Genomic DNA, 22,343 nt, shown 5'->3' on the forward strand with positions numbered 1-22,343 from the left:
GTGGCCCTGCGATAACCCCGCTTATTGCGCCGGGTCAGGCTGGAGCCCTTTGCTCTTAACCTCGGAGTTGGTTGGCATTTTGTCCATCTCCTTGCCTAGGCGCTGAATATCGTCTTGCAGCGGCGCCATGGAATTGATATCGGATTTTACGCCGTCAACCGCTCCCTTGACGCCGTCTACTGCGCCTTTAACGCCTTCAACGGCCCCTTGAGCCGCTTCTTTCGTATTTTCGCAGACGCTTGCGGCAACCTCTTTCGTACGTTGCCCAAATGCTTGCAGAGCGTTCATCAAATCGGCTCTCAGTTTCTCGCCAGACTTCGGCGCGAGGAGCAGGGCTGCCGCCGCTCCGATGAGTCCTCCTACTACTGCCCCGGTTACGATGCCGCTTGATCCTTGTTCCTTAGACATATGCGATCACTCCTGTTCTCGAATTGGTAAAGGCGTCCTTGCCTTATGACTCTACTTAACCCATCGCCCCGAACTTGAATCACGCGGTTATAATTCCTCCATTCTGCAAAATATAACTTCATCTGATCCAGATGGGAGATGAAGAGAAGGATTGGCACCGAAAAAGAAATGGATCGTCGCCGCTGTATGGCTGCTCTTTGCCGTTGCGATCGGTTTGCCCTGGTTCATGGACACGGCATCGCGGCCCAGCGCCAACTCTGCGGAGGTTGTGGGCTTAACGCTTCCAAAAGCGGCAATCGAGAAGTATGACGTTATAGTTGCGGGGACAGACCCGGAGGGGATAGCTGCAGCATTGTCCGCGGCGCGGAACGGACTTCGTGTGCTGCTCGTAGATGGCAAAGGGCGAGATCGCCTGGGGGGCCTGCTCACGATGGGCTGGCTTAATTCTCTGGATCTGAATCTGGCTCCTCAGCAGACTGCAGAGGCAAAGCGGAGCGGCAATTATGATTTTCTGAACAAGGGCATCTTCCAGAAGTGGTACGATCAGCTTGGCGGGACTTCGTTTGATGCTCATGCGGCGGCAGATCTGTTCGAGCAAATGGTCAGGGACGAAAGGAATATCTCGCTTCTATTAGGTGTCAAATCCATGGAACCCAAGCTGGAAGGTAAAGTAGTCCGGGGACTGGCCATTACCGATGGGAACGGGCGAAGCCGCGTCCTGCAAGCTCGGGCGGTCATCGATGCGACGCAGGACGGCGATATTGCCGCTCTAGCCGGCGCGCCTTACACCGTCGGGCGCGAGGATCTTGGCAATCCGGATGCGCGCATGGCCGTTACGCTCGTGTTCAAGCTAAGCGGGATGACGGAGGATATCTGGCAATCCTTCGGCAGACGCAAGGATACCGGAGTGGATCAAAGCAGCGCATGGGGGTTCCTGGAGGCGAGCAACTATCCCTCCTCCAATCCGGACAGGGTGGCGCTGCGCGGATTGAACATTGGACGGCAGAAAGACGGTACGATACTCGTCAACGCCATGCATATTTTTGGCGTAGATCCTCTCGATCCGGTCTCCGTGCAGGAAGGGCTGCGGATCGGGCGGCGGGAAGCGCCGCTTATTGCCGAGTTTTTGAAGACAACGTTCGAGGAAATGAAAGATTTGAGCTACGCCGGCACGGCGCCGGAGCTGTATGTCCGCGAGAGTCGGCATATGCAGGGGGAATATCGGCTGACGATGGCGGATTTGATGGAGAACCGGGACTTCTGGGATGCGATCGCGTACGGCTCTTACGACGTCGATATCCAGCGGCTTGGACGAGGTGATCACGGTGCGATCATGATGTCGCCCCGGCAATACGGCGTTCCATTTAGAACCCTCGTTCCCAAAGAAATCGATGGGCTGCTCGTCGTCGGGAGATCCGCCAGCTTCGATTCGCTGCCTCATGGCAGCGCTCGTGTCGTCCCCCTCGGCATGGCGACGGGAGAAGCGGCCGGAGCAGCGGCCAGGCTGGCCATAGACGAGGGAATATCGTTCCGGCAGTTGGCAGGATCAAGGAGCGGGATCTCGAGGCTCCAGGATATGCTGCGCGGCCAAGGCATGGACCTTCGCATGCGCGAAGCAAGGCAGCCGGCGTATCGGGGACATCCGACGTACCCGGGACTGCTGGCCGCCGTCAGCATGGGCATGACGCTGGGCGGATATGACAATAATCGCTGGGATCTGGACGGCCTGTCGAGCAAAGACCGATATTTGACGATGATGCAGAGGCTGGTCAAGATGCATCCCCGCTATTTCCGGGGTAAACCTGATGGAATGCTGGCCGGCTATTTGAAGTCGGGGGAGACGGTTACGCTTGAGAATGCCGCCCATGCGTTGCTGCTGACGTCGGGAGTTCAGGTTAAGCGTGAGCAAGCGGTAGCGGAATTAAAGAAGCGGAATTGGATAACGCCAGCGACTTGGTCGCTGATCAGCCATCCCGGCGGATTGACGAACGGAGAGACATTCATGCTGGTGCGAGACGCCGTCGCCAGACATGCGGGCGTGACATACCGGTAAGTGTGAATCTGCCAGCCATATCCCTTTAATGCGCATATATAAACCTATACCCTCGATATTGATGCTAAAGGGGGACACCGTGCGTTGGGAGCTGCGCGCGGTGCAGATTCTAATCCCACCCTTCTCCTTCACACAGACCGTGACCCTACATTACCATTTGGGAGTTTGCTCTTAGCGGTACGGGTGTTAGCGGGTGGGGAAATTAGGAGGAATACCTCCTACTAATCACAAGAATACCCTCGAATTTTTCTAACTAAAGGGAAAAACGCCATCTAATTCGCTGCTTTCGAGTCTGTATTGATGGTTTCGGGCGAATTAGAGGGTACTTTTCCCTTAATTTTATCCAGGGAGTGGAGATTGATAAATTTAGTGGGAGGTTTTCCCACCCGCTTCAATCGATCCCCATTAGTCAAAAGAATGAGAAGCTTCGCAGCCCGCTATTTGAGTTACCAATGCAACTGGATTGGCGATAACACTTACCTTACGCTTCAGAAGAGGCTTTACTTTGCAAAGCTGGAGTTCGCTCATCTTCGAGAGGCCTTGCGAGAGGTTTTCTTTACTAGAATGTTCTTTATTAAGAACAAAATTGATGTTATAGTAGATGATATGTTCCATAATAAGATCGGAGGTCAAGGCGAAGGATGGCATGGCGCAGCGAGTATCAAACGGGCACGGTTCCTGCAATGCTGGAGCAACGGGCTTTGGAGCATCCGGACGCGGTTGCTTATTGTTTTCCCGAGTGGGGGCAGCGACACACTTGGCGCGACATCTGGAAGGAGGTGCGTCCGCTTGCCTGCGGGTTGCGCCGTCTTGGCGTGCGCAAAGGCCACAAGGTCGCCCTGCTGATGACAGGGCGAATGGAAATGATTGTCGCAATGTATGCGGCAGCTTGTTTGGGCGCGATACTGGTACCGCTCAATGCTTACTCCCGCAAGGAAGAGCTGGCCGTGTATCTCGAAGAATCTTCCCCCTCTGTGTTGCTGCTTGGAGCGGAAGGCCACAAGCAGCAGTATCCCGCCATGACAAGAGAACTGGCGGAGGAGCTTCAGGCGCGTCATGGCTCACTGCCGGATTGGCTGCCCGGAGCGGAGCGAATATTCGTGGTTGGCGGCGGATCAGATGGCGACAGATGCGGCTTCCGTTCCTATCGGGAGCTGGCGACGAGCGTTGGTACGAAGGAAGAAGAGGATGCCCTATTCCGGGAAGCAAGTCAGCAAACGGCGGCTCGCGACCCGCTCGTGCTGCTGTTCACCTCGGGTACGCTCGGCAAGCCCAAGGGCGTACTGCGTACGACGGCTTCCTTTCTTGCGCCGTCGGCTAAGGAGCCGGGACGAGGCCGGTTAGCTACCTTAACGGCAAAAGCGAGCAGTTGGATCATGACGCGATTTAATATGCTGAATTTGCTGCCTCTTTACCACATGGGGGGCTTCGCAACGATTCTTACAACGATGACAAGCGCACCCGTCGCCACGGTCATGCTTAGCCGCTACAACCCCATGCAAGCTTTGGAAGTCATCGAGAAGGAACGATGCAGGGTACTTGTCGGCACGCCGTATATGCTGCAGGGAGTGATTGGCGCTCCCGAGAGAAGCCGTTACGATCTGTCATCGCTGATTGGAGTGGCATTTACTTCGGCTGCCGTTAACCCCGTCATTATCAGGCGTGTGACGGACGAGCTGAAGCTGCGTTTTTTTCTGGTCAGCTATGGCTCCTCCGAGGCGGGGGCGGTGGCGAGCGGCACCTGTCTGATGGGAGGGGGGATTGTGCTGCCGCTTCTGTACCGCATGCTTAAGCACACCAGGCTGCTGGGCGGACTTATTCCTTACGATAAATTTATGAGCGAGAAATACAGTCTCGCGGGCAAGGTTGACCGAAGCATCGAGATCCGCATCGAGGATCCCGTGACGGGGTTAGCCTTGCCACGCGGCGAGCAGGGGGAAATTCTTATTCGCGGGCATCGGGTTATGCGATATATTCGCGACGAGGCGGAGCGCCCATGCCATCAGCACGACGGCTGGTACCGTTCGGGCGATCTGGGTACGATCGACGAACAGAATCAGCTTACCATTGCGGGACGAATGCACCGGATCATTTCGCGGGGCGGCGAAAAGATCTCGCCGGTCGAAATCGAGAACGCGATTCTGCGAATCCGCGATGTAGAGGATGTGATGGTGCTCGGCATTCCCGACGAGCTGTACGGGGAGCAGATCTGCGCATGCGTCGTGCCGAAGCCGGGAGCCAAGTTGTCGGCGGAGCGCCTGCGGGTGGAGCTGGCTCCGTACCTGTCTGCGTTCAAGCTGCCAAAGGAAACGATCTTCCTGTCCCAGCTGCCCATGTCCGGAACGGGCAAAGTTTCCGTCGCAGAGATGAAGCAACTGGTGCTGCAAGAACTTGGCTCGCTGCGGAGACATGCGTAATGAGGCGCTTCTACCCCGGCATTACGTTGTTCAAGCTGGCCGGCGCGACTCTCGTGCTGGTTGCGCACGCGCTCTTGATACCCTCCATGGTTGCGATGGACCTGCCGCCGCTTGCGTCGTTCCTTATGTTGGAGGGGCGTGTCGTCGTGCCGTGTTTTTACGTCGTATCGGGCTTCCTGCTGTACAAGGGGTGGTCGCATGCTTCTAAGCCGGGAGCCTACGTCAGGAAATATTGGCTCCGGATCGCCGCCGTATACGCCGTCTTCTGCCTGTTGTTCGCAGCCGAATTTAATGTGCCCGCGCTGCTCCAAGACGGACTGGGATTATCCAACCTCATTCTGCAGGCCAAAATATTGGTGATGGCCGTGTTCGTGAACGGCCCGCTGCTCCAGCTGTGGTTCATTCCGCCCTTGCTGTTCGGTTCCGTCGCAGCCTACTGGTTGTTGAACCGGCTGTCTTTTAAGATGATTCTTATTATGCTCGCTGTATTGTATGGTGTCGTCCAGTTGGCTGCGGGCAGCTTGCTCAGCTTTACGGGGATGGGCCAGGTAGACAACGCGTCGCTGCCAGGTTTCTTGTGGACAGGCGCCACTCGTTATCTGGGATTCGGGCTTACATTTGTCGTGATGGGAGCATTAATGGCGAAATACGAGGAGCAATTCCTGAGGATGAATGTCCGCTTGGTTGCGGTACTCGCGATTGGCGCCACGGCTGCGGAGACGGTGCTATTGACGACTCTCGCACCTTGGAGCGATGCCTACAAGCTGACATTCGCCATGCTGCCGAATACGGCGCTTCTGTTCTACGGCGTGCTTCGCATTCGCAACGCGACCATAACGGCGCATCATCGTCTGCTGAATCTATTCAGCATCGTCACGTTCGTCGGGCATATCCCGCTTATGCGATTAAACAAGATTCTGTTCGGCTGGGGTGGAAGCTTGGACCTCGTCCTGTGGCAGCAGGTGCTGCAATCCCTGCTTACGTTCGCCGAATGCGCGGCGCTGACCCTGTTGCTTTATCGCAGGAGCCGCAAGTCCGGACTTTCGGGTGAGCGCGCGGCATCGCCAGGAGATGTGGAAGCGGCGGCGGGAATGTCTTCCGACCCGATGATTGGGGCGAAGCGGCAGACGCGGACTTCCGCGGGGATGACCGCCAATAAATTTGAAGGCTGAACTGCATGGAGGCTGTTTTAGCAAGGTCACGAGGGTGACGATGCAGGATCAGCTTCTTTTCGTATTATCAGGTTAGCCAGTTATTACTGGTTGGCCTTTTTTTATGGTCGGTATACGATGGCGGTAGCCGGGAGAACGTGCGTCTTTTAGGGGTCAGACCCCGTCACAAAAACTGTTCTCCCACTACCCCCAATGACCATGTTTGAGCTGGTAGAGGCAACGACCTCGCATCACAAGCGAAGCTATGGGTTTGGAACCATCGTGGGAGTGCCGGCAATTTTATTAGGGAGGTTGTTATGCAGCCAGTCGTAGGTGTGGATGTAGCGAAAGGATCTAGCGTAGTACAAGCTTTTACAAGGAGGAACGAACCGTACGGGAAGTTGGAGAGCATCTCTCACGGGGATAGCGGATTCGAGCGGCTAGGGGAGCTCTTAGCAGAGTTACAGGCGAGGATGGCAATTGCCCCTGTAGTTATTCTTGAAGCGACAGGACATTATCATCGGGGGCTTGTAGCTTATCTCGAACGTAGTGGATGGACGCATTTCATCGTTAATCCGTTACAGTCTAAGCGTGCGAAAGGAACTCAACTTAGGAAGGTAAAAACAGATGCTGCGGATGCTTGGCATCTAGCCGATATGTACTACCGCGGGGACGTTTTACCGCATCGTACATGGGACGAAACGTTTACAGAGCTGCAGCATGTGACCAGGCAGCATGAGTTTGTGACGGGAATGTTCGTCCAAGCGAAGTTAAACGCGAGAGCATTGCTCGAACAGGTCTTTCCGGCTTATGAGGAGATCTTTTATGCCCTGTTCTCTGTCACGTCGCTAAGCGTGTTGGAGCGTTGTTTAGAGGGCGATGATGGGGATCTTGTTGAAACTATTCAGGCATGCGCTGGAAAATCCCGTTCGAGACGTTGGGTTGATGAGAAAGCAAGACGACTTCGAGAGATCTTGTTAGATTGGAGAGCACAGCCTAGAAGCCAATCTCAGACCGTAGCCTTAAGTGGTATGGTTTCCTTGTTGCTTTCGTTCACGGAGCAATTAAGTGATCTTGAGAAACAGATGAATGAACTCGCATTTGATTTACCTGAGGTAGAACTGGTGAAAAGCATACCTGGGATCGGGGATAAATTAGCTGCAGCAATTGTTGCGGAGGTTGGAGATGTAGGACAATTTGAAGGCGCTAAACAGCTTGTGGCGTATGCGGGATTAGACCCTGGAATCTTTAGTTCCGGGAAATTTACCGCCACAAGTTCACGAATTACTAAGCGGGGTTCAAAGAGACTTCGCCGATCGTTGTATTTAGCTGTGCAATGCGGGATCCGGGGAAGCACCAACAAGAGGATTAGAGAATATTACGACAAGAAAAGAAAAGAGGGCAAGCCATACAAGGTGGTCGTGATCGCTTGCGCCAACAAGCTTCTCCATCACGTGTACGCCATCCTTAGTAAAAAGCAGCCCTACAGAAACTAAAAACCAAATTTACCCATAACCTTCACGCCAATGAAGGTCGTGCCTAGAAATCAGTATACCAATTAAACTGCCCCACTCCAATACTAAATGCTTGACAAGTATTAGCTGGTTTTTGTACTTGCAGAGCTGCTTGTTGGCACTCGTAGCCCGAGAAAATCGGGTTACAGAACGCCGCGAAGCTACTTTGAGTGCTGTAGCCCGAAAAAATCGGGTTACATAGCGCCGCGAAGCTACTTTGAGTGCTGTAGCCCGAAAAAATCGGGTTACAGAGCGCCGCGAAGCTACTTTGAGTGCTGTAGCCCGAAAAAATCGGGTTACATAGCGCAGCGAAGCCCATACAGCTTGATTAGCGGCAACTCCAGCAAAATTCACGAGTAGAATATCGTTTCGGTTGCCTTGCGCATACAAAACTTAAGAAGCTCCCAGAACCACAGCAAGTGGGGTTGGAAGCTTCTTATTATTTTCCGATTCGGAGACTTTGGATGCAATTAACCAAAAGACGCTTCGAATGCCTTTTTGATGGCTTCCTGGTCGTGCGAGATGGAAAACAACACGTAGTTGCCGTTACGGACAATCTGATAGTTTTTGGCATCTTCGTACTGGTCTTGAAGGTATGTTGAGAACGTCTTGATGATGTCCTCGGCGCGTTTCGTCAAACCCTCCTTAACCGTATCATAGTGCTCGGAGGATTTTAGTTTGACAACGACCAGCTCCGTTGCTTTGACGTTCATCATCGCTTGTTTGAATATACCTTCCTCAAGCAGCTCGGCTCCGTCGAAGTAGTAGAAGTCTTTGATCTGCTCACCGGTAGCCTCGATAAGCGCCGGAAGCTCTACGTCATTCGTTATGTTGGTTATGATGTCCGCCACCGCCACGTTAGCGCCAGGAGCATCGGGCTTGGCCGTCGGGTTGGGCTTCGCGGTAGGCTTGGCGTCAGGTTTAGTTGTTGGTTTCGTTGTTGGTTTCGCAGTTGGTTTAGTTGTAGGCTTAGTTGTCGGCTTTGCTGTAGCCGCAGGCTTCTCCGCGGGTTTGGCCGTCGGCTTGGCGCTCGGGGCGGGTTTCTCGCCAGCGTTGCTCGAGGCTGATGGTCTAGTTCCGGGCCGATTCGCATCCGCCGATGAGGACGCGGAAGGTGCTGCCTCCGCTTCTTCTGATGGAGCTGAAGAAGCTGATGACTCCGCCGAAGGTGAAGCAGTCGGGTTTGATGTTCCGTCCGAAGGCGAATTTTCCGGCGAGGCGCTCTGATCCGGTGTTTCCGTCTGGCTGGCGTTGCTGCTGCTTCCGTTGGAGTCGTTGCTGCTCCCGTTGCTGCAGCCGGAGGAGACCAGCGATAGGGCGATGGTGAGAGTGGCTGCGATTTTGAGCCAAGGTGTGCGATGATTCATTATGTAATCTCTCCTCGTCATGATGTCGAACATCTAGACGGGAGGAGGGAGAGTAAGGTTGCAGAAGGCGTAAAACCCGCGACTAAGTGCCCAGGTATGTCGTCAGCACCATCATAGTAGAGCAGAAACGCCCGAACGGCCCGAGTTTCTGTGACAACAACAAAGTCGAACTGAACACACTAGTTAGTGTAAGGATTTGGAGTGATCCAGCCGCGTGCCCGCCGTCCATACGCCCAGTGATTAGTGGGACCGTGTCCCGAGCCGATGTCCAGGCTGTCCTCGATGGCCGCGCGGATAAACGACTTGGCGAGTTCGGCGGCTTCGGGGACGTTCAGTCCCGCTGCAAGTCCTGCAGCCAGCGCGGCGGAATAGGTGCAGCCTGTGCCGTGCGTGTGCCTCGTATCAACGCGAGGGCTTTCCCAGTAGCGAAAGCGGCCGTCTTCGTACAGCAAATCGACCGTGACGTCTCGCGTCGATTCGTCATGCCCGCCCTTGATAGCGACGCTGCCGGCCCCCATCGCGGCCAGCAACCGCGCCGCTTTTTCGCGATCCGCCATCGTGGCGATCTTCATCCCGGTCAGCGTCTCCGCTTCCGGGATATTCGGCGTGATGACGCGTGCCAGCGGCAGCAGACGTTCCTTTAGCGAGCGCAGCGCATCTTGCCGCAATAGCTCGGAGCCGCCTTTGGCGATCATGACGGGGTCGATGACCAGATTGCGCCAGCCGAAGGAAGCAATCTGGTCCGCGACGGCGTCAATGATAGGCGCTCCGACGAGCATGCCTGTTTTGACCGCATCCGGAGCCAGGTCGTCGCCTACGGCGCCGAGCTGCGCGGCAACGGCGTCCGACGTCATGGGATAGACGGCACGTACCCCCAGCGTATTTTGCGCAGTAACAGCCGTGACCGCCGACATGCCATAAACGCCGAGCTCCTGAAACGTCTTGAGGTCGGCCTGAATGCCAGCGCCGCCGCCGCTGTCCGATCCCGCAATCGTCAGCGCCTTACGGACGGTGCCATCGTCCCTCTTGGGAGCTTGAGCCTTCATTCCGTCGCCCCCTCATCCACGCCATATCGCTGCAGCGCCCAGGAGACGGTCTGCTTCATGCGGGCGATGAGCCGATCGTTCTCGACGATGCGGATGCGTTTGCCGAGGAAACGCGCCTTCGACAATACGTATTCCTGCTCGTTAAGCGAGAAGTACAGCTTGATCCGGTATTCGTCCCGCTCTTCGTCGAACGACACCTCCCGCTCGAAGCAGGAGAAAGCGTACAGGATGCGCGACAGCTCCTCGTTATAGGCCGGCACAACGGCGATGACTGCCTCTGCCCGGCGCGAGACGAGATAAGCCTTGGCCTGGGCCGTACATCTTGCGAAGCGTTCGGGATCGCAAGGCTTCTCGCTGACCTCGGCGAGCTTCGACAGCCTAGTATTCATCAGCATGCTTTTGCGGGAGTCGTACCAGAGGAGGTACCATTCGCGCTTTACCATGGAGTATTCCAGCTTGAAAGGAATTGCGTTCTCATGGGCGTTGGAGCCGCCGCTCTTAACGCTGTACGCGATCCGAAGTGCACTGCAGGCATGGATGGCACGGCGAATGGTGCGAATATGAGGGTGGTACACCATCTTCTCCTTGCTGGCCGCCTTGTGCAGCAGATGCGGCGTCCAGTCGACGACAGGCTCCTCCCGGAGCATGTCGCGCAGCTTGTCCAGCGTCTCCGGGAGAAACGCCTCCTCCGCGGCGGGATGCGCCAGCATGGACTTCAGCCATGAGCGCTCGTGCGAGGTAACCATCGCCGCGCCGCCGTCCTGTAGGCGTGAGAGGAGCTGGTAATTGAATATTTTCTCAAAGGGATTCATAATACTCTCTCAGCTCCTTCCATTCCGCAATCATTTCTTCCCGGAGCCGCGCCGGCTCCAATACCTCGCAGCTTGAGCCGAAGCTGCGAAGCCAAGGCTTAATTTCAATGATCCCGTTGACTTCGATCTCATAGAGGAACGATATTTCATCCTCCTCCGTAATGACGCCCCATTGTCCTTGCTGCAGCACGCGTTCGCGAACAAAGTCCGGGATCGACGGTCCCGGCTTATAAAAGCGAGCCCGGACGAGCGTCTTGCGGCCCGTGTCGACGAGCCAGCTGTGGCGGATGCGCTGCTCCAGCAGCCCAAGCTTTTCGTTCCAGCTGTCCGCGTCGGCGGCATCGCCCACGGACAGATCCGTCACTCCTTCGAGCCGGTACTTCTTGATCCCGTGCCGCGCCCCCCAGCCTAGCAGATACCATCTCCCGTATTGATGATCGTAGACGATCTTGAGCGGCAATACCCTTTCCCGATTGCCCCCGGCCTCGCGTTCGAAGAGCGGATTGGTGTTGCGGGAAGAGTAGCTGGTCTCTTTTTTGGGCGAAAAATAACGAAAAGAAACATAACAACGCCCCTCGATGGCCTCGAACAACGGGAACAAGTGGGCCTCGTCCAGTATGCGGGAGTAATAATGGTATTTGTAGCGGAATACGTCCAGGTTCTCCGCGTCGAACCCGCGATCGCGCGTCAGCAGCTTGCTCATCATGTCCCGCAGAAGGTACCCTTGCACGGATGGGAGCTGGGTATTCGCCATCATGCAGGCGTAGTCGTGCACATCGAGCAGCTCGTCCTCCGCGAGCAAGCCTGCGAACCTGTCCCACAACGCGTACCGATAAGGGCGCGGACCGGGCTCACGGGTAATGACGCCTACTCCCTCCAAATATTTCAGATCGCCGCGAATCGTCTTCTCATCCGGCAAGGCGAGCTCAGGCGGCATGGCTTCGCTGCAAGCGTCCAGCAGCTCCATAGCCGTCTTGGCGCCTTCCTTCATCGCGCCGAGCAGAATAGACAGACGTTCGCTCTCGGATTCTTTGAGCGACTTCGCGCGGAACAGGAACAGCAGCAGCGGGTCCGAGGAATCCAGATAGCTAAAGCGCAGAAGCTCCGCCATGTCCCGTTGCTCCGCGGCGCCGTCTCGTCCGTTAAGCGAACTGGCGGCGATTTCGCGCAGCCGTTTCATCATTTTATCGAAGGTGTGGACGGAGATGCCAAGCTTCTCCGCATACTGTTGGCGGCTGTAGGCACCGCTCGTCAAGGCAAGCATACGCAGGAACTGGATCTCCTTGTCGAAGCTTTCTCTGGCCATACTTTCTCTCCTCTCTCGGTCCGGTTGGCGTTCCACTCATTGTAACAGGTCTGCGGCAGGTGCCCAAAGCTTAAATTTCCTTTCCCTTCGCCTAACGGCATGACGGCGCTATCCTTCCAAGCTCCATAATGCGTCCAAGTCATCGCCTGGGAGGCTGTGCTTCTCTCGTTCATAACGCTCTCGTAATACTTTCGCCATGTTCGCAGTATTTGCCATCCCTTATGATAAAGAAGGTTCATAAAGCACTGACGTTGCAACCAGGCGGGGATGTCCATTCATCCCGCAGTGCGGGCGCAAGTATGCGTTCGTATGCTGTGCGCGTGAAGGCTATGAACCGCCATTAATCGGGTTCGACTCCCGATCGCTTGAAGAGCGAGCTCATGGTAGAGCACTCAACTGATAATTGAGTCCAAGTATGATTTTTCCCAGAAGACCCCGGGACGGGAGCGGACGAAGACGCCAAGGCGGATTCGCCGCGAACGGAGCTATGCAGCAAGGCGGATCCCGATAGGCGCGAGGGACGAAGGATGTTTACTAGAAAGGCAGTGCGATGCAATCGAAGTCGGATTGCCGAGTGCTGCCCGGATAAGGGGCATGCCAGTCGTCCGTAATAGCGCCCATCTCAAGCCTTGTTCCGCTGCCGGAGCGGTAGCGCCGCTTCCGTATCAGGTCGCCACAACGAAAGGAGCAATGAACATGATACATACATTTACGGTTCGAAATGATCAGCGAGGCCTGTTGTTCAAAAAAGGAAGCTTCGTCAAATCGCTTCGCCCAGGCACATACCGATTCGCCGCTTGGTCGGGTTACACGATGACGATGATGAATCTTGCGGAGCCGTTCGCGGTTCCCGGCAAGGAGCTGGCGTTTTTCCTCAAGGACGCGGAGCTGCGGAGCGAGCTTGCGATCGTGGAGGTAGGCGATCACGAATACGTTCTGCATTACGAGGACGGCAGGTTTTCCCGACTGCTGACGCCCGGCAAGTACGCCTTCTGGAATGTGGCCGTCAGCCATGACTTCCGCCGGATCGACGTTCGGGTACCGGAGCTTGGCTCCGAGATCGAACGCTCCATTCTGCCTAGGCTTGCGGGCTACTATCACATGCACGAGGTCGCAAACTGGGAGACGGGGTTGCTCTTCTACGACAACGTTCTGCAGAGAGAGCTTCGTCCCGGCCGCTACTACTTTTGGAGAGGACCCGTCAGCGTCGCGCTGAAGAACGTCGATCTCCGCCAGCAGCAGCTCAACATGACGGGCCAGGAAATCATGACGGAGGACAAGGTGACGCTCCGCCTTAACTTCGTCTGCCAATACCGCATCGTTCATCCGCTCAAAGCGCTGGAAATTCGCGGCTTCGACGAACAAATGTACATCCTGCTGCAGTTGATTCTTAGGGAATACGTCGGCACGATGAAGCTGGACGATCTGCTTCGTACAAAGCAGGAGATCGGCGCTTACGCGCTGGGCAAGCTGAACGAGCGCAGCGAGGAATATGGCGTCGCTTTCCAGTCGGCGGGCGTGAAGGACGTTATTTTGCCGGGCGATGTGAGGGATATTTTGAACACGGTTCTCCTGGCGGAGAAGAAGGCGCAGGCCAATCTCATCACGCGCCGCGAGGAGACGGCATCCACGAGAAGCCTCCTGAACACGGCGAAGCTGATGGACGAGAATGTCACCTTGTACCGTTTGAAGGAGCTGGAGTTTCTGGAGAAGATCTGCGAGAAGATCGGCACGATCTCCCTGACGGGCGGCGGTGGCAGCCTGCTGGAAGGACTCAACTCGTTGCTTGCGGCGAATGGCGCGGGCGGAGCTGGCGGTGCGAGCGGTGCGGGTAGTGCGGGCTGAGCTGGCAGTGTGAGTAGTACGGACAGAATTGGCGGTGCGAGCAGTACGGACGGTGCTGGCGGCACGATTGGAACGTAGCGGACTTAACGGTCCAGCTGCGTTTTTTTGTTGGCGGTAAGAAAGGTTTAAAATCTAACAGACACCAGCGACGCTATCTGTCCGATAGGCAGTGAGTAACAAGCATTAAACGGTTCAATGTGTTTGTGCGGGGTGTAATTGTGTATACTTAGATCGTTTGGATGGAGGCGATACGGTATGGAAATCAGGGGATTTCAAGATTCGGATATAGAGGAGATCATAACCTTGTTCTATGGCACGGTACATACTGTGAACAGCAGGGACTATACGCGGGAGCAGTTGGATGCATGGGCGCCGGCGGAGGACATGGAGCGTCGTGCGGCTGCATGGCTGGAGTCCATGGCGGCGAATTTTGCTTTGGTTGCCGTCATCGAAGGCGCCATAAAGGGATTCGCGGATATGACAGAGCATGGTCATCTGGAGAGGCTGTTCGTTCACAAGGATTATCAAGGCCGGGGCATTGCATCTGTTTTGGTAGAGACGCTGGAAGCGGAGGCTGGCAGGCTAGGGCTCCCTGCGATCGATACAGATGCCAGCGTGACGGCAAGGCCGTTCTTCGAGCGCCGCGGTTTTGTTGTGGTCAAGGAGCAAGCCCCCGTTCGTAACGGGATTGCGTTAAGAAATTATAAAATGATCAAATCGCTGAGCTAGAGAGTCGGTTCCCAAGCGGAAGGTGGTATAATCATGGCATGCCCCCGCAATCGAAACATGAGATGCACATGATCGTATAAACCCATTATTGGGTATGAAGGAAGATAGATCGTAAGGCAATCGACCGAGGGGGCCAATAGGATGGCTGAAGATTGGAAAGCAGCGGAAGCATGCATCGCTCGCATTAAAGTCATAGGCGACGAAAGCAACCGTCAAGTGGATGTGATCGGCGAAGCAGACGGACTGAATCTCATCGGCATCGGTACGGACGCGGCCGTTTTTCATTACGAGGGAACGCCTCGGTATGCATATAAGGTGTATTCGGACCATGCCGTTTACAAAAAGAGCATCGAACGCGACGTCTACGAGCGGCTCGCGGGCATTCCGTATTTTCCGAGCCTGCACGGAGCGGGCTACAACTATCTCGTCATCAGCTACGAGCCCGGACCGACGCTGCAGGACTGTCTGACCGAAGGCATTCCGGTTCCGCCGCAGGCGATTCGGGACGTCGAGGAAGCAAGACGGCTCGTACGGGAGCGCGGATTGAATCCGCGGGACATTCATCTTAAGAACGTCATTCTGCAGAACGGTCGCGCCAAAGTGCTTGATGTCTCCGAATACGTAGAGGGCGGCAACGACAAGCGCTGGGAGCATCTCGTATGGGCGTACGAAAAGTTCTACGGTGCGATCGAAGGCCGGCGCATACCGGAGTGGCTGCTGGAAGCCGTGAAAAAAAGCTATAACAAGCTGGATCAATCCAGCTTGAATTTGGAGGATATCGCGGCCAGAGTGAACCGCGTGCTGGCTAGATTCAAATGAAACGGGAGGATGGAACGGTATGGCATTGGAGATCGAAAAAAAATTTTTGCTGGCGGTGGAACCCGCCGTTTTGATTAAGGAAGGCGTACTTTCCGCGCACAAGGAGCAGCTCATCGAGCAGACGTATCTCGCGATCGACGAGACGCAGGAGCTGCGCGTTAGACGGATCCAGGAGCTCGGGAGCGGAGAGGTGACTTACACGCACACCTTCAAGAACGGCAACGGGCTTGTGCGCGAGGAAGTCGAGTACGAGATTACGGCGGGAATCTACGAGCAGATGGTGAATGCATTCGGTTTCTTGCCGCTGACGAAGAAGCGCATCACGGCCGTGTGGAACGGCAGGGTTGTCGAGATCGATATTTACGATCAGTTGGAGTTATCCGTCGTGGAGGTCGAATTCAGTTCCGTGGACGAAGCTAACGCGTTTCAGGCGCCGGACTGGTTCGGCGAGGACATCAGCTCGCAGAAGCAATACAGCAACAAGACGGTCTGGAAGCAGCTGCAAGGGGAGAAGTGGCAACGGTAGAATTCGGAATGGGGGAGAGACATGTCGATCCATCGTAACGGTCATTATTTGCGCAAAATGGTGCTGGAACGAGACAACGTCCCAACTTTCGGCCGTTATCCTTTCAGCTTGGACGCGATAAGGGAATTCGACGAGTTGTCGTTCCATCCCAAGGTGACGTATCTCGTCGGCGAAAACGGAGCGGGGAAGTCGACGTTGATCGAGGCGATCGCGGTGGCGCTGGGCTTCAATCCGGAGGGCGGCACGATCAACTTTAACTTCGAGACCGCTCGCACGCATTCGGAACTCCATGATTACATGCGCCCGGTTCGCGGAGCTCAGCGTCCCAAGGACGGCTTCTTTTTCCGGGCGGAGAGCTATTTCAACGTGGCGACTTATCTCGATGAGCTGGATCGCGAGCCGGGATTCGGCGGGCCCTTGATCGCTTCCTACGGAGGCTCGTCTCTGCATGAGCAATCGCATGGGGAGTCGTTTTTTGCGACGTTCCTGCATCGGTTCGGCGGTAACGGCCTGTACATTATGGACGAGCCGGAGGCGGCGTTGTCGCCCTCCAGGCAACTGGCGATGCTGGCGCGCATGCACGAACTGGTGCGGGACAACTCCCAGTTCATCATCGCGACCCACTCACCCATTCTGATGGCGTACCCCGACGCATGGATCTACCGGCTGACGGAGAGCGGCATCGAACGAACGGCCTGGGAGGACACGGACCATTACGTCATTACGTCGCAATTCCTGAATAACCGCGATCGGATGCTGCGCGAACTGCTGGAGGATGGGTAGGAGAAGCGGATAGAGGGAGTTACAGGTTAGTTGGCGAAGCGGCTCGGGAGAAAGTGGCGTTTGTCTGAGTGGCAGTGGTGCGACGTAGAGTTTAAATGTCGGCTCTTCAAGTAACTGGTTGTTGGTGCTCGGTTGTCGGCGGGACCGCCTTAAACGTGCCAGCCGGCGGTTTTGACGGCATTTAAGTCGGCGGGACCGCCTTAAACGTGCCAGCCGGCGGTTTTGACGGTATTTAAGTCGGCGGGACCGCCTTAAACGTGCCAGCCGGCGGTTTTGACGGCATTTAAGTCGGCGGGACCGACTTAAACGTGCCAGCCGGCGGTTTTGGAGGCAGTTAAGTCGGCGGGACCGACTTAAACGTGCCAACCGGCGGTGTTGGAGGCAGTTAAGTCGGCGGGACCGACTAAAACGTGCCAACCGACGGTGTTGGAGGCAGTTAAGTCGGCGGGACCGACTAAAACGTGCCAGCCGGCGGTGTTGGAGGCAGTTAAGTCGGCGAGACCGACTTAAACGTGCCAACCGGCGGTGTTGGAGGCAGTTAAGTCGGCGGGACCGACTAAAACGTGCCAACCGGCGGTTTTGACGGCACCTAAATCGGCGGGACCGACTAAAACGTGCCAACCGGCGGTTTTGACGGCATCTAAGTCGGCGGGACCCATGAGGGTTGCAACAAACGTTACATCAACAGTGCGATTGGATGTTTCTCATAGTAGATCAATTATTTTACAGCCTCTTTTTGAGAGAGTGAGCCAAAAACGCAATCCCTACCTAGTTGTAGTCACATTCTCCCAATAATTGTGTTAATTACTTTTTTCTATGTCACTTTACTTTTCTTGAACATGCCTAATTCCGTTCGCAACGGGGGTACTTCTCTTGATGAACCCCTTTTCTTTCCTGTGGATGTTCGTGTAGGCGCTCGGAATAGAGCGTTTAGGAACTGGATCCAAGGATGAAACATATGAATACGGAACAACTCGAGGACGCGCCAAACGCTTTTCTTCGTTTCTAAGTGTAACTGCATGTACTGTGCAAGCATAAAAGTGATCAGCGTGAGGTAAATCTGGTTCCAAATCGCTTGTGGTTTGTAGCTATGCAGTTTCTTCAGCCTTAGATGTTGTTTGATCCATTTGAAAAAAAGCTCGATTAACCATCTGCATTTGTAGATATGAGCGACTTCTTCGGCCGTGATGTCTAGTCGCGAGGTTAGCAGACGGTAGAAACGCCCCTGCTCATCATAAAACTCCACGAGTCGAATGCGTTCTTTCATGGAGCGGAAATCGCCGCCTACGCTAACGATCGCATCTCGGGTGATGGAGCCATCTGGCGTTACTTGCCTTTCTTCTACAACGGTGGTCAGGGCACGATCCCGCATACGCATGACGAAACGAATGCCTCGCCGGATCCAGTTATCCATGTTTTTGTAGTTATCGTAGCCACGGTCCATGACATAGGTCACGGTGGACTCGGTCACAAGCTCAACGGTAGCCGCTCGATCTCCGACGTTTAACGTCGATGGGATCACGGCATCGGGATAAACGACATCAGGCGAAGCAGTCAAGAGACGTACGTGCAGTTTGACACCGCTGGACGTAGACGAAACTCTGGCCCAGTCTCCAAGCACAAGCGGCAATTTCACCTTGGATGAGTCAATAAGAGCTAGGCGCCCAATGCTAGGTGAAATGCCCTTCAGATTTGCCGTCAGCTTCTGGATATGAACCAAGCCATGGAGGAAGAGTTCATGCAGCATTTCCGTTGGAATCTGGGCCAATTTACGCGAAAGTTGTGCAGCGCTAATGCAGGGTAGATCGAGAACGGATCGTAATTCGGAGTGCGCGTAGATTTGTTCTTCCATCTCGACATAACTCTGCCAATTATTGAACTGAGCAAGAACGAACACCAAGATGCTTTTGCTAATCGTAAGCTTCTTCGCATAGCGATCGGCGTAGAGTAGACGATCCTGTACATCCAAAGGCAGTAAAGAAAGTAGTTGACGAACGACAGTGTTTTGGGTTACGTTATCCATGGTTTGGACTCCTTGTTTAGAGGTCGTGGACAACGTGCTACGTCTCTAAATGTAGGAGCCTTTTTCTGTTTTGTCCATGAAAAACGTGCAGGTAATTACAAATATAGTAACTTCTGTTTGAATCATGTGAGGTTTACTGCAACGTTAATGGGCGGGACCGACTAAAACGTGCCAGCCGGCGGTTTTGACGGTATTTAAGTCGGCGGGACCGCCTTAAACGTGCCAGCCGGCGGTTTCGACGGCATCTAAGTCGGCGAGACCGCCTTAAACGTGCCAGCCGGCGGTTTTGACGGCAGCTAACTAGCTATCCCGCCGTTAGCGCCTTCAGTTGACCGAACAGCACTGCCGTCGCGGCGGGGTCCTTTTCGTTGTAGACGACATAGCGGTCCGGCAGCTTGATGAGGATGTACGGCGCGTTTCCCTTGAAGACGTATAGCTTCGCCGCCCCAAGCTCCGTCAATTTGAAGTCGCCGCGCGCATATTCCGACGTGGCGATGCCGTTTTGCCGGAAGCCGCTCGGCATGTCGTCTTCCAGCGTCAGCTCCAGCACGTCATCCAGCGCGAACTCCAACGGATACATCGAATCCTCGATGATCACGTTTTGTTCGTCCTGGATGACAAGCTTCGGCGGGCTCGTATCCGCGCGGACGACCATCATCGCGATCGGGATGATAACAGCCGCGACGACGGCCAGCGTGCCGTAGTAGAACATTCGACCCGCGCGCGTGGCCATGTTGACCGTCGAACCGATGCCGACCCGCTTGGGGACGAAAACGGACTTGTCCTTGGGATTGTAATAGGACAGGCCATGACGCCACAGGGCATCGCCGTCTGCCGGGTAAGTGCTGCCATCCGTATCCCCGTAACGGTACTCAAGCTCCTTAATATGCTGATGCACGACGTAGATGCCGATCAGCGGCACGAGCGACACCATAAAGATGCCGCCGAACCACAAGCCGGGATCTCCCGAATACCCCTTGGAGAGCACGTTATAAGCGACAAAAGCGTTCACCGCCTCGAACAAAGCCAACGCCAGCCAAAGGATCGACCATAACCTGGCCGCCGCAGCGTTAATCGCCATATTCGGCAAAGCGTTCCGGCTATGCGCCCGAGGTTTGCCGCGGCTAAACGCCAGATACAGCAGGAACATGACGGCTGTCATAACTAGCGACGCGAAGCCGGACAGTCTAAGCACGCCGACGCCGCCCTTCAGCGAGATCACGATCAGCGGGACGGACATCAATGCGGGCAGGACGAACCAATAGGGAGAAAGCGGAAGCTTGCCCTTCATAAGCGCGATTTCGATGTCGACTCGCACTTTTTTGCGAGTGCCGGGCGCGAACCAGTCGTTGTCGCGTTTCAGCTTGGCCGCCTTGTAGTGAATGCGTTTGAATGGTACGGTAGACGTGTACATAACGCCGGCCAGCCATAAGAATACATAGATGAAGCCTAATGAGAATGTGTCGCCGAACCATAGAATGGGAAGCGCGGCGACCGCGGCCATAACGGCGAACAGCGCGTAACTTTGGCGATATTCCCTCTTAAGAGAGAGAAGTCGCTCGTCCTCCAGCACCTCGATTGGGAGTTTAACGCCGAACCAAAGCCCGTCTTTGGGCTTGGAATGCCCGAGATAGATAGCGACAACCGTGGCAAGAACGATCAGAACAGGCGCAAGCAATAGGTATGTTTCCATAAGTAGCCCCCTTCAGGCATGCTTGTCAGTTGCTCCGACCCACTATAATATAGACGAATTTTTTTGTCAAAAAAGAAAGGACGTACAACATGATCAGATTTGGCATTATCGGTACGAACTGGATTACGGACAGATTCCTGGCGGGAGCGGCGCTGCATCCCCAGTTTAAGCTGTCAGCCGTCTACTCCCGGACGGAGGAGCGCGCCAGGGAGTTCGCCGACAAATACGCTATTCCTCACACATTTACAGATATGGACGCCATGTTCGCGAGCGGCGAGATCGATGCCGTGTACATCGCGAGTCCGAACAGCCTGCATGCCGAATACGCCATCGCGGCCATGAACCGAGGCATCCACGTTCTTTGCGAGAAGCCGATCGCATCCAATAGCCGCGAGCTTGAGGAGATGATCGACGCCGCGCAGCGGAACGGCGTGCTGCTGATGGAGGCGCTGAAGTCGACGCTGATGCCCGGGTTCGGCGCCGTTCGCGAGGGGATAGGCCGGATCGGGAAGGTACGGCGTTATTTTGCGAGCTTCTGCCAGTACTCCTCGCGTTATGACGCTTACCGCGCGGGCACGGTGATGAACGCGTTCCGTCCGGAGTTCTCCAATGGATCTCTTATGGATATCGGCATCTATTGCCTGTATCCGGTCGTCGCGTTGTTCGGCAGGCCGAATTCCGTAAAGGCTTCCGGTTATATGCTGGAGTCGGGCGTTGACGGGGAAGGCAGCATTCTGATGCAATACGACGAGATGGACGCGGTAGTCCTCTATTCCAAAATAACGAGCTCCTCCCTCCCGAACGAAATTCACGGAGAAGACGGCAATCTTGTCATCGACAAGATCAGCGAGCCGGAGGTGGTGCAGCTCCAGTTCCGCGACGGCTCCGTAGAGGATCTAACCAGGCCGACCGTGGAGTTTAACATGTTCTACGAGGTGGAGGAGTTCATCCGGTTGATTCAAGAGGGCAAGACGGAGTCGGAGGTCAATTCGCATGAGCTCTCCCTGATCGTCATGGAGATTATGGACGAGGCGAGGAAGCAGATCGGTCTGGTCTATCCGGCTGATGCCCAATGATCATGCGTTACTTCACGGCCGAGCTGTACGAGAAAATGCAGGTGCGGGGAAGTCTCGTCTTCCATGAAACGCTGGAGGATCACGAGGAGGACCTCCGATGGTATGCGGAGCAGAATTGGGATTACGACGCGATAGCACGCGATAACTATCTCATGCTTAAGCCGTACTTCAACCGATATATGCCGAAAGTCGTGCGGGAAGCCGTTGATAGAGGCGAAGGAGACTTGCTTCGCTCCAGCTGGCCGTCTCCGGCCTTTCGCTCTCTCTTGGAAGGATGGGCGCAGTCCCTGGAGAAGGAATGGAGAGCGGCGTGCGAGACTTACCGGGAGTATTACCGCACGATAGAGAGCCGTCTTCCTCCCGAGAAGGAAAGCCTGGTTCGGCTGCATGACGCCAAAGTGCTTCAGGTCACGGTAACGGACGGCGGCTCGGGCATCGATCTGCTGTTGAATACAGGAGGCTCCATGCTGAGCGCGAACGAGACGTTGCTTCGATTCAACGGAGTCACGCGTTACTACCTCCCGGATGACCTCGTCGGCAATTGGTGGCTGTACGAGGAGCTTGAGCTTGCGGCAGGGGGCATTGCGAGGGATGGAGCGGGAGAGACGGGCTTTCAAATCCGCGCGCTGTTGAGCTCCCCGAGGGGGTACCTGGCGATGAACGAGCTGTCGATTACGGCGGAGACGGTTGACATCGTTTTTACACAGCCGGACGAGGTCGATACTTTCGATCGTGCTTGAATATTAGGGTGAACAAGGCTTGTCCCGCTGCAACC

Annotated in this window: 18 protein-coding genes; 11 read left to right on the forward strand and 7 right to left on the reverse strand. The window is 55.3% G+C overall.

Annotated features, from left to right (window positions below):
* Window positions 1–21 precede the first annotated feature (21 nt).
* Window positions 22–408 carry a YtxH domain-containing protein gene (locus tag H7F31_RS09350; RefSeq protein ID WP_087569671.1) on the reverse strand — a complete coding sequence of 129 codons (387 nt, stop codon included), beginning with the start codon at window positions 406–408 and terminating at the stop codon, window positions 22–24.
* 151 nt (window positions 409–559) lie between these two features.
* Here H7F31_RS09350 and H7F31_RS09355 point away from each other — a divergent pair, with 151 nt between their 5' ends.
* The 4 genes from H7F31_RS09355 to H7F31_RS09370 all read left to right on the forward strand — a co-directional run bounded on the left by H7F31_RS09355 (window position 560) and on the right by H7F31_RS09370 (window position 7,525).
* Window positions 560–2,461 (forward strand): FAD-dependent oxidoreductase, encoded by a 1,902-nt coding sequence (locus H7F31_RS09355; protein WP_187103928.1) that lies wholly within the window; start codon window positions 560–562, stop codon window positions 2,459–2,461.
* 641 nt (window positions 2,462–3,102) lie between these two features.
* Window positions 3,103–4,878 carry a class I adenylate-forming enzyme family protein gene (locus H7F31_RS09360; protein ID WP_187103929.1) on the forward strand — a complete coding sequence of 592 codons (1,776 nt, stop codon included), beginning with the start codon at window positions 3,103–3,105 and terminating at the stop codon, window positions 4,876–4,878.
* Window positions 4,878–6,050, forward strand: coding sequence for an acyltransferase family protein (locus tag H7F31_RS09365; protein ID WP_187103930.1), 1,173 nt, complete (start codon window positions 4,878–4,880; stop codon window positions 6,048–6,050). The genes H7F31_RS09360 and H7F31_RS09365 overlap by 1 nt, the downstream gene beginning before the upstream one ends.
* 296 nt (window positions 6,051–6,346) lie before the next feature.
* The gene (locus H7F31_RS09370; RefSeq protein WP_187101738.1) at window positions 6,347–7,525 is read left to right on the forward strand and encodes an IS110 family RNA-guided transposase; all 1,179 of its coding nucleotides are present in this window, start codon (window positions 6,347–6,349) and stop codon (window positions 7,523–7,525) included.
* A gap of 488 nt (window positions 7,526–8,013) precedes the next feature.
* On the opposite strand, the gene H7F31_RS09375 is transcribed toward H7F31_RS09370, so the two are convergent.
* From H7F31_RS09375 to H7F31_RS09390, 4 genes are all read right to left on the reverse strand, one after another.
* Window positions 8,014–8,910: a DUF4358 domain-containing protein gene (locus tag H7F31_RS09375; protein ID WP_187103931.1), complete on the reverse strand. Its 897-nt coding sequence runs from the start codon at window positions 8,908–8,910 to the stop codon at window positions 8,014–8,016.
* A gap of 179 nt (window positions 8,911–9,089) precedes the next feature.
* Entirely contained in the window at window positions 9,090–9,956 is an 867-nt protein-coding gene (gene thiD, locus H7F31_RS09380) for a bifunctional hydroxymethylpyrimidine kinase/phosphomethylpyrimidine kinase (RefSeq protein ID WP_187103932.1), read from the reverse strand.
* Window positions 9,953–10,768 (reverse strand): WYL domain-containing protein, encoded by an 816-nt coding sequence (locus H7F31_RS09385; RefSeq protein WP_087569665.1) that lies wholly within the window; start codon window positions 10,766–10,768, stop codon window positions 9,953–9,955. The genes thiD and H7F31_RS09385 overlap by 4 nt, the downstream gene beginning before the upstream one ends.
* Entirely contained in the window at window positions 10,755–12,074 is a 1,320-nt protein-coding gene (locus H7F31_RS09390) for a helix-turn-helix transcriptional regulator (RefSeq protein ID WP_187103933.1), read from the reverse strand. Before H7F31_RS09390 ends, H7F31_RS09385 begins: the two co-directional genes overlap by 14 nt.
* 696 nt (window positions 12,075–12,770) lie before the next feature.
* Here H7F31_RS09390 and H7F31_RS09395 point away from each other — a divergent pair.
* The 5 genes from H7F31_RS09395 to H7F31_RS09415 all read left to right on the forward strand — a co-directional run bounded on the left by H7F31_RS09395 (window position 12,771) and on the right by H7F31_RS09415 (window position 16,776).
* The gene (locus H7F31_RS09395; protein WP_187103934.1) at window positions 12,771–13,919 is read left to right on the forward strand and encodes a slipin family protein; all 1,149 of its coding nucleotides are present in this window, start codon (window positions 12,771–12,773) and stop codon (window positions 13,917–13,919) included.
* A 255-nt stretch (window positions 13,920–14,174) separates the two neighbouring features.
* Window positions 14,175–14,648: a GNAT family N-acetyltransferase gene (locus H7F31_RS09400; RefSeq protein WP_187103935.1), complete on the forward strand. Its 474-nt coding sequence runs from the start codon at window positions 14,175–14,177 to the stop codon at window positions 14,646–14,648.
* 141 nt (window positions 14,649–14,789) lie between these two features.
* Window positions 14,790–15,467 carry a serine/threonine protein kinase gene (locus H7F31_RS09405; protein ID WP_187103936.1) on the forward strand — a complete coding sequence of 226 codons (678 nt, stop codon included), beginning with the start codon at window positions 14,790–14,792 and terminating at the stop codon, window positions 15,465–15,467.
* Between the two features lie 19 nt (window positions 15,468–15,486).
* Complete coding sequence (locus H7F31_RS09410; RefSeq protein ID WP_187103937.1) at window positions 15,487–15,993, forward strand: CYTH domain-containing protein; 507 nt, start codon at window positions 15,487–15,489, stop codon at window positions 15,991–15,993.
* Between the two features lie 57 nt (window positions 15,994–16,050).
* Window positions 16,051–16,776, forward strand: a complete 726-nt coding sequence (locus H7F31_RS09415) for an AAA family ATPase (RefSeq protein ID WP_373863980.1) — start codon at window positions 16,051–16,053, stop codon at window positions 16,774–16,776.
* 814 nt (window positions 16,777–17,590) lie between these two features.
* Here H7F31_RS09415 and H7F31_RS09420 read toward each other — a convergent pair.
* Both H7F31_RS09420 and H7F31_RS09425 read right to left on the reverse strand, forming a co-directional pair.
* Complete coding sequence (locus H7F31_RS09420) at window positions 17,591–18,799, reverse strand: IS4 family transposase (RefSeq protein ID WP_187100809.1); 1,209 nt, start codon at window positions 18,797–18,799, stop codon at window positions 17,591–17,593.
* Window positions 18,800–19,103: 304 nt separating this feature from the next.
* Window positions 19,104–20,492 (reverse strand): DUF5808 domain-containing protein, encoded by a 1,389-nt coding sequence (locus H7F31_RS09425; RefSeq protein ID WP_187103938.1) that lies wholly within the window; start codon window positions 20,490–20,492, stop codon window positions 19,104–19,106.
* 89 nt (window positions 20,493–20,581) lie between these two features.
* Here H7F31_RS09425 and H7F31_RS09430 point away from each other — a divergent pair, with 89 nt between their 5' ends.
* Entirely contained in the window at window positions 20,582–21,568 is a 987-nt protein-coding gene (locus H7F31_RS09430) for a Gfo/Idh/MocA family protein (protein WP_187103939.1), read from the forward strand.
* Window positions 21,565–22,308, forward strand: a complete 744-nt coding sequence (locus H7F31_RS09435; RefSeq protein ID WP_187103940.1) for a DUF4085 family protein — start codon at window positions 21,565–21,567, stop codon at window positions 22,306–22,308. The genes H7F31_RS09430 and H7F31_RS09435 overlap by 4 nt, the downstream gene beginning before the upstream one ends.
* Window positions 22,309–22,343 lie beyond the last annotated feature (35 nt).

The sequence above is a fragment of the Paenibacillus sp. PAMC21692 genome (assembly GCF_014303795.1).
Classification (GTDB): domain Bacteria; phylum Bacillota; class Bacilli; order Paenibacillales; family Paenibacillaceae; genus Pristimantibacillus; species Pristimantibacillus agaridevorans.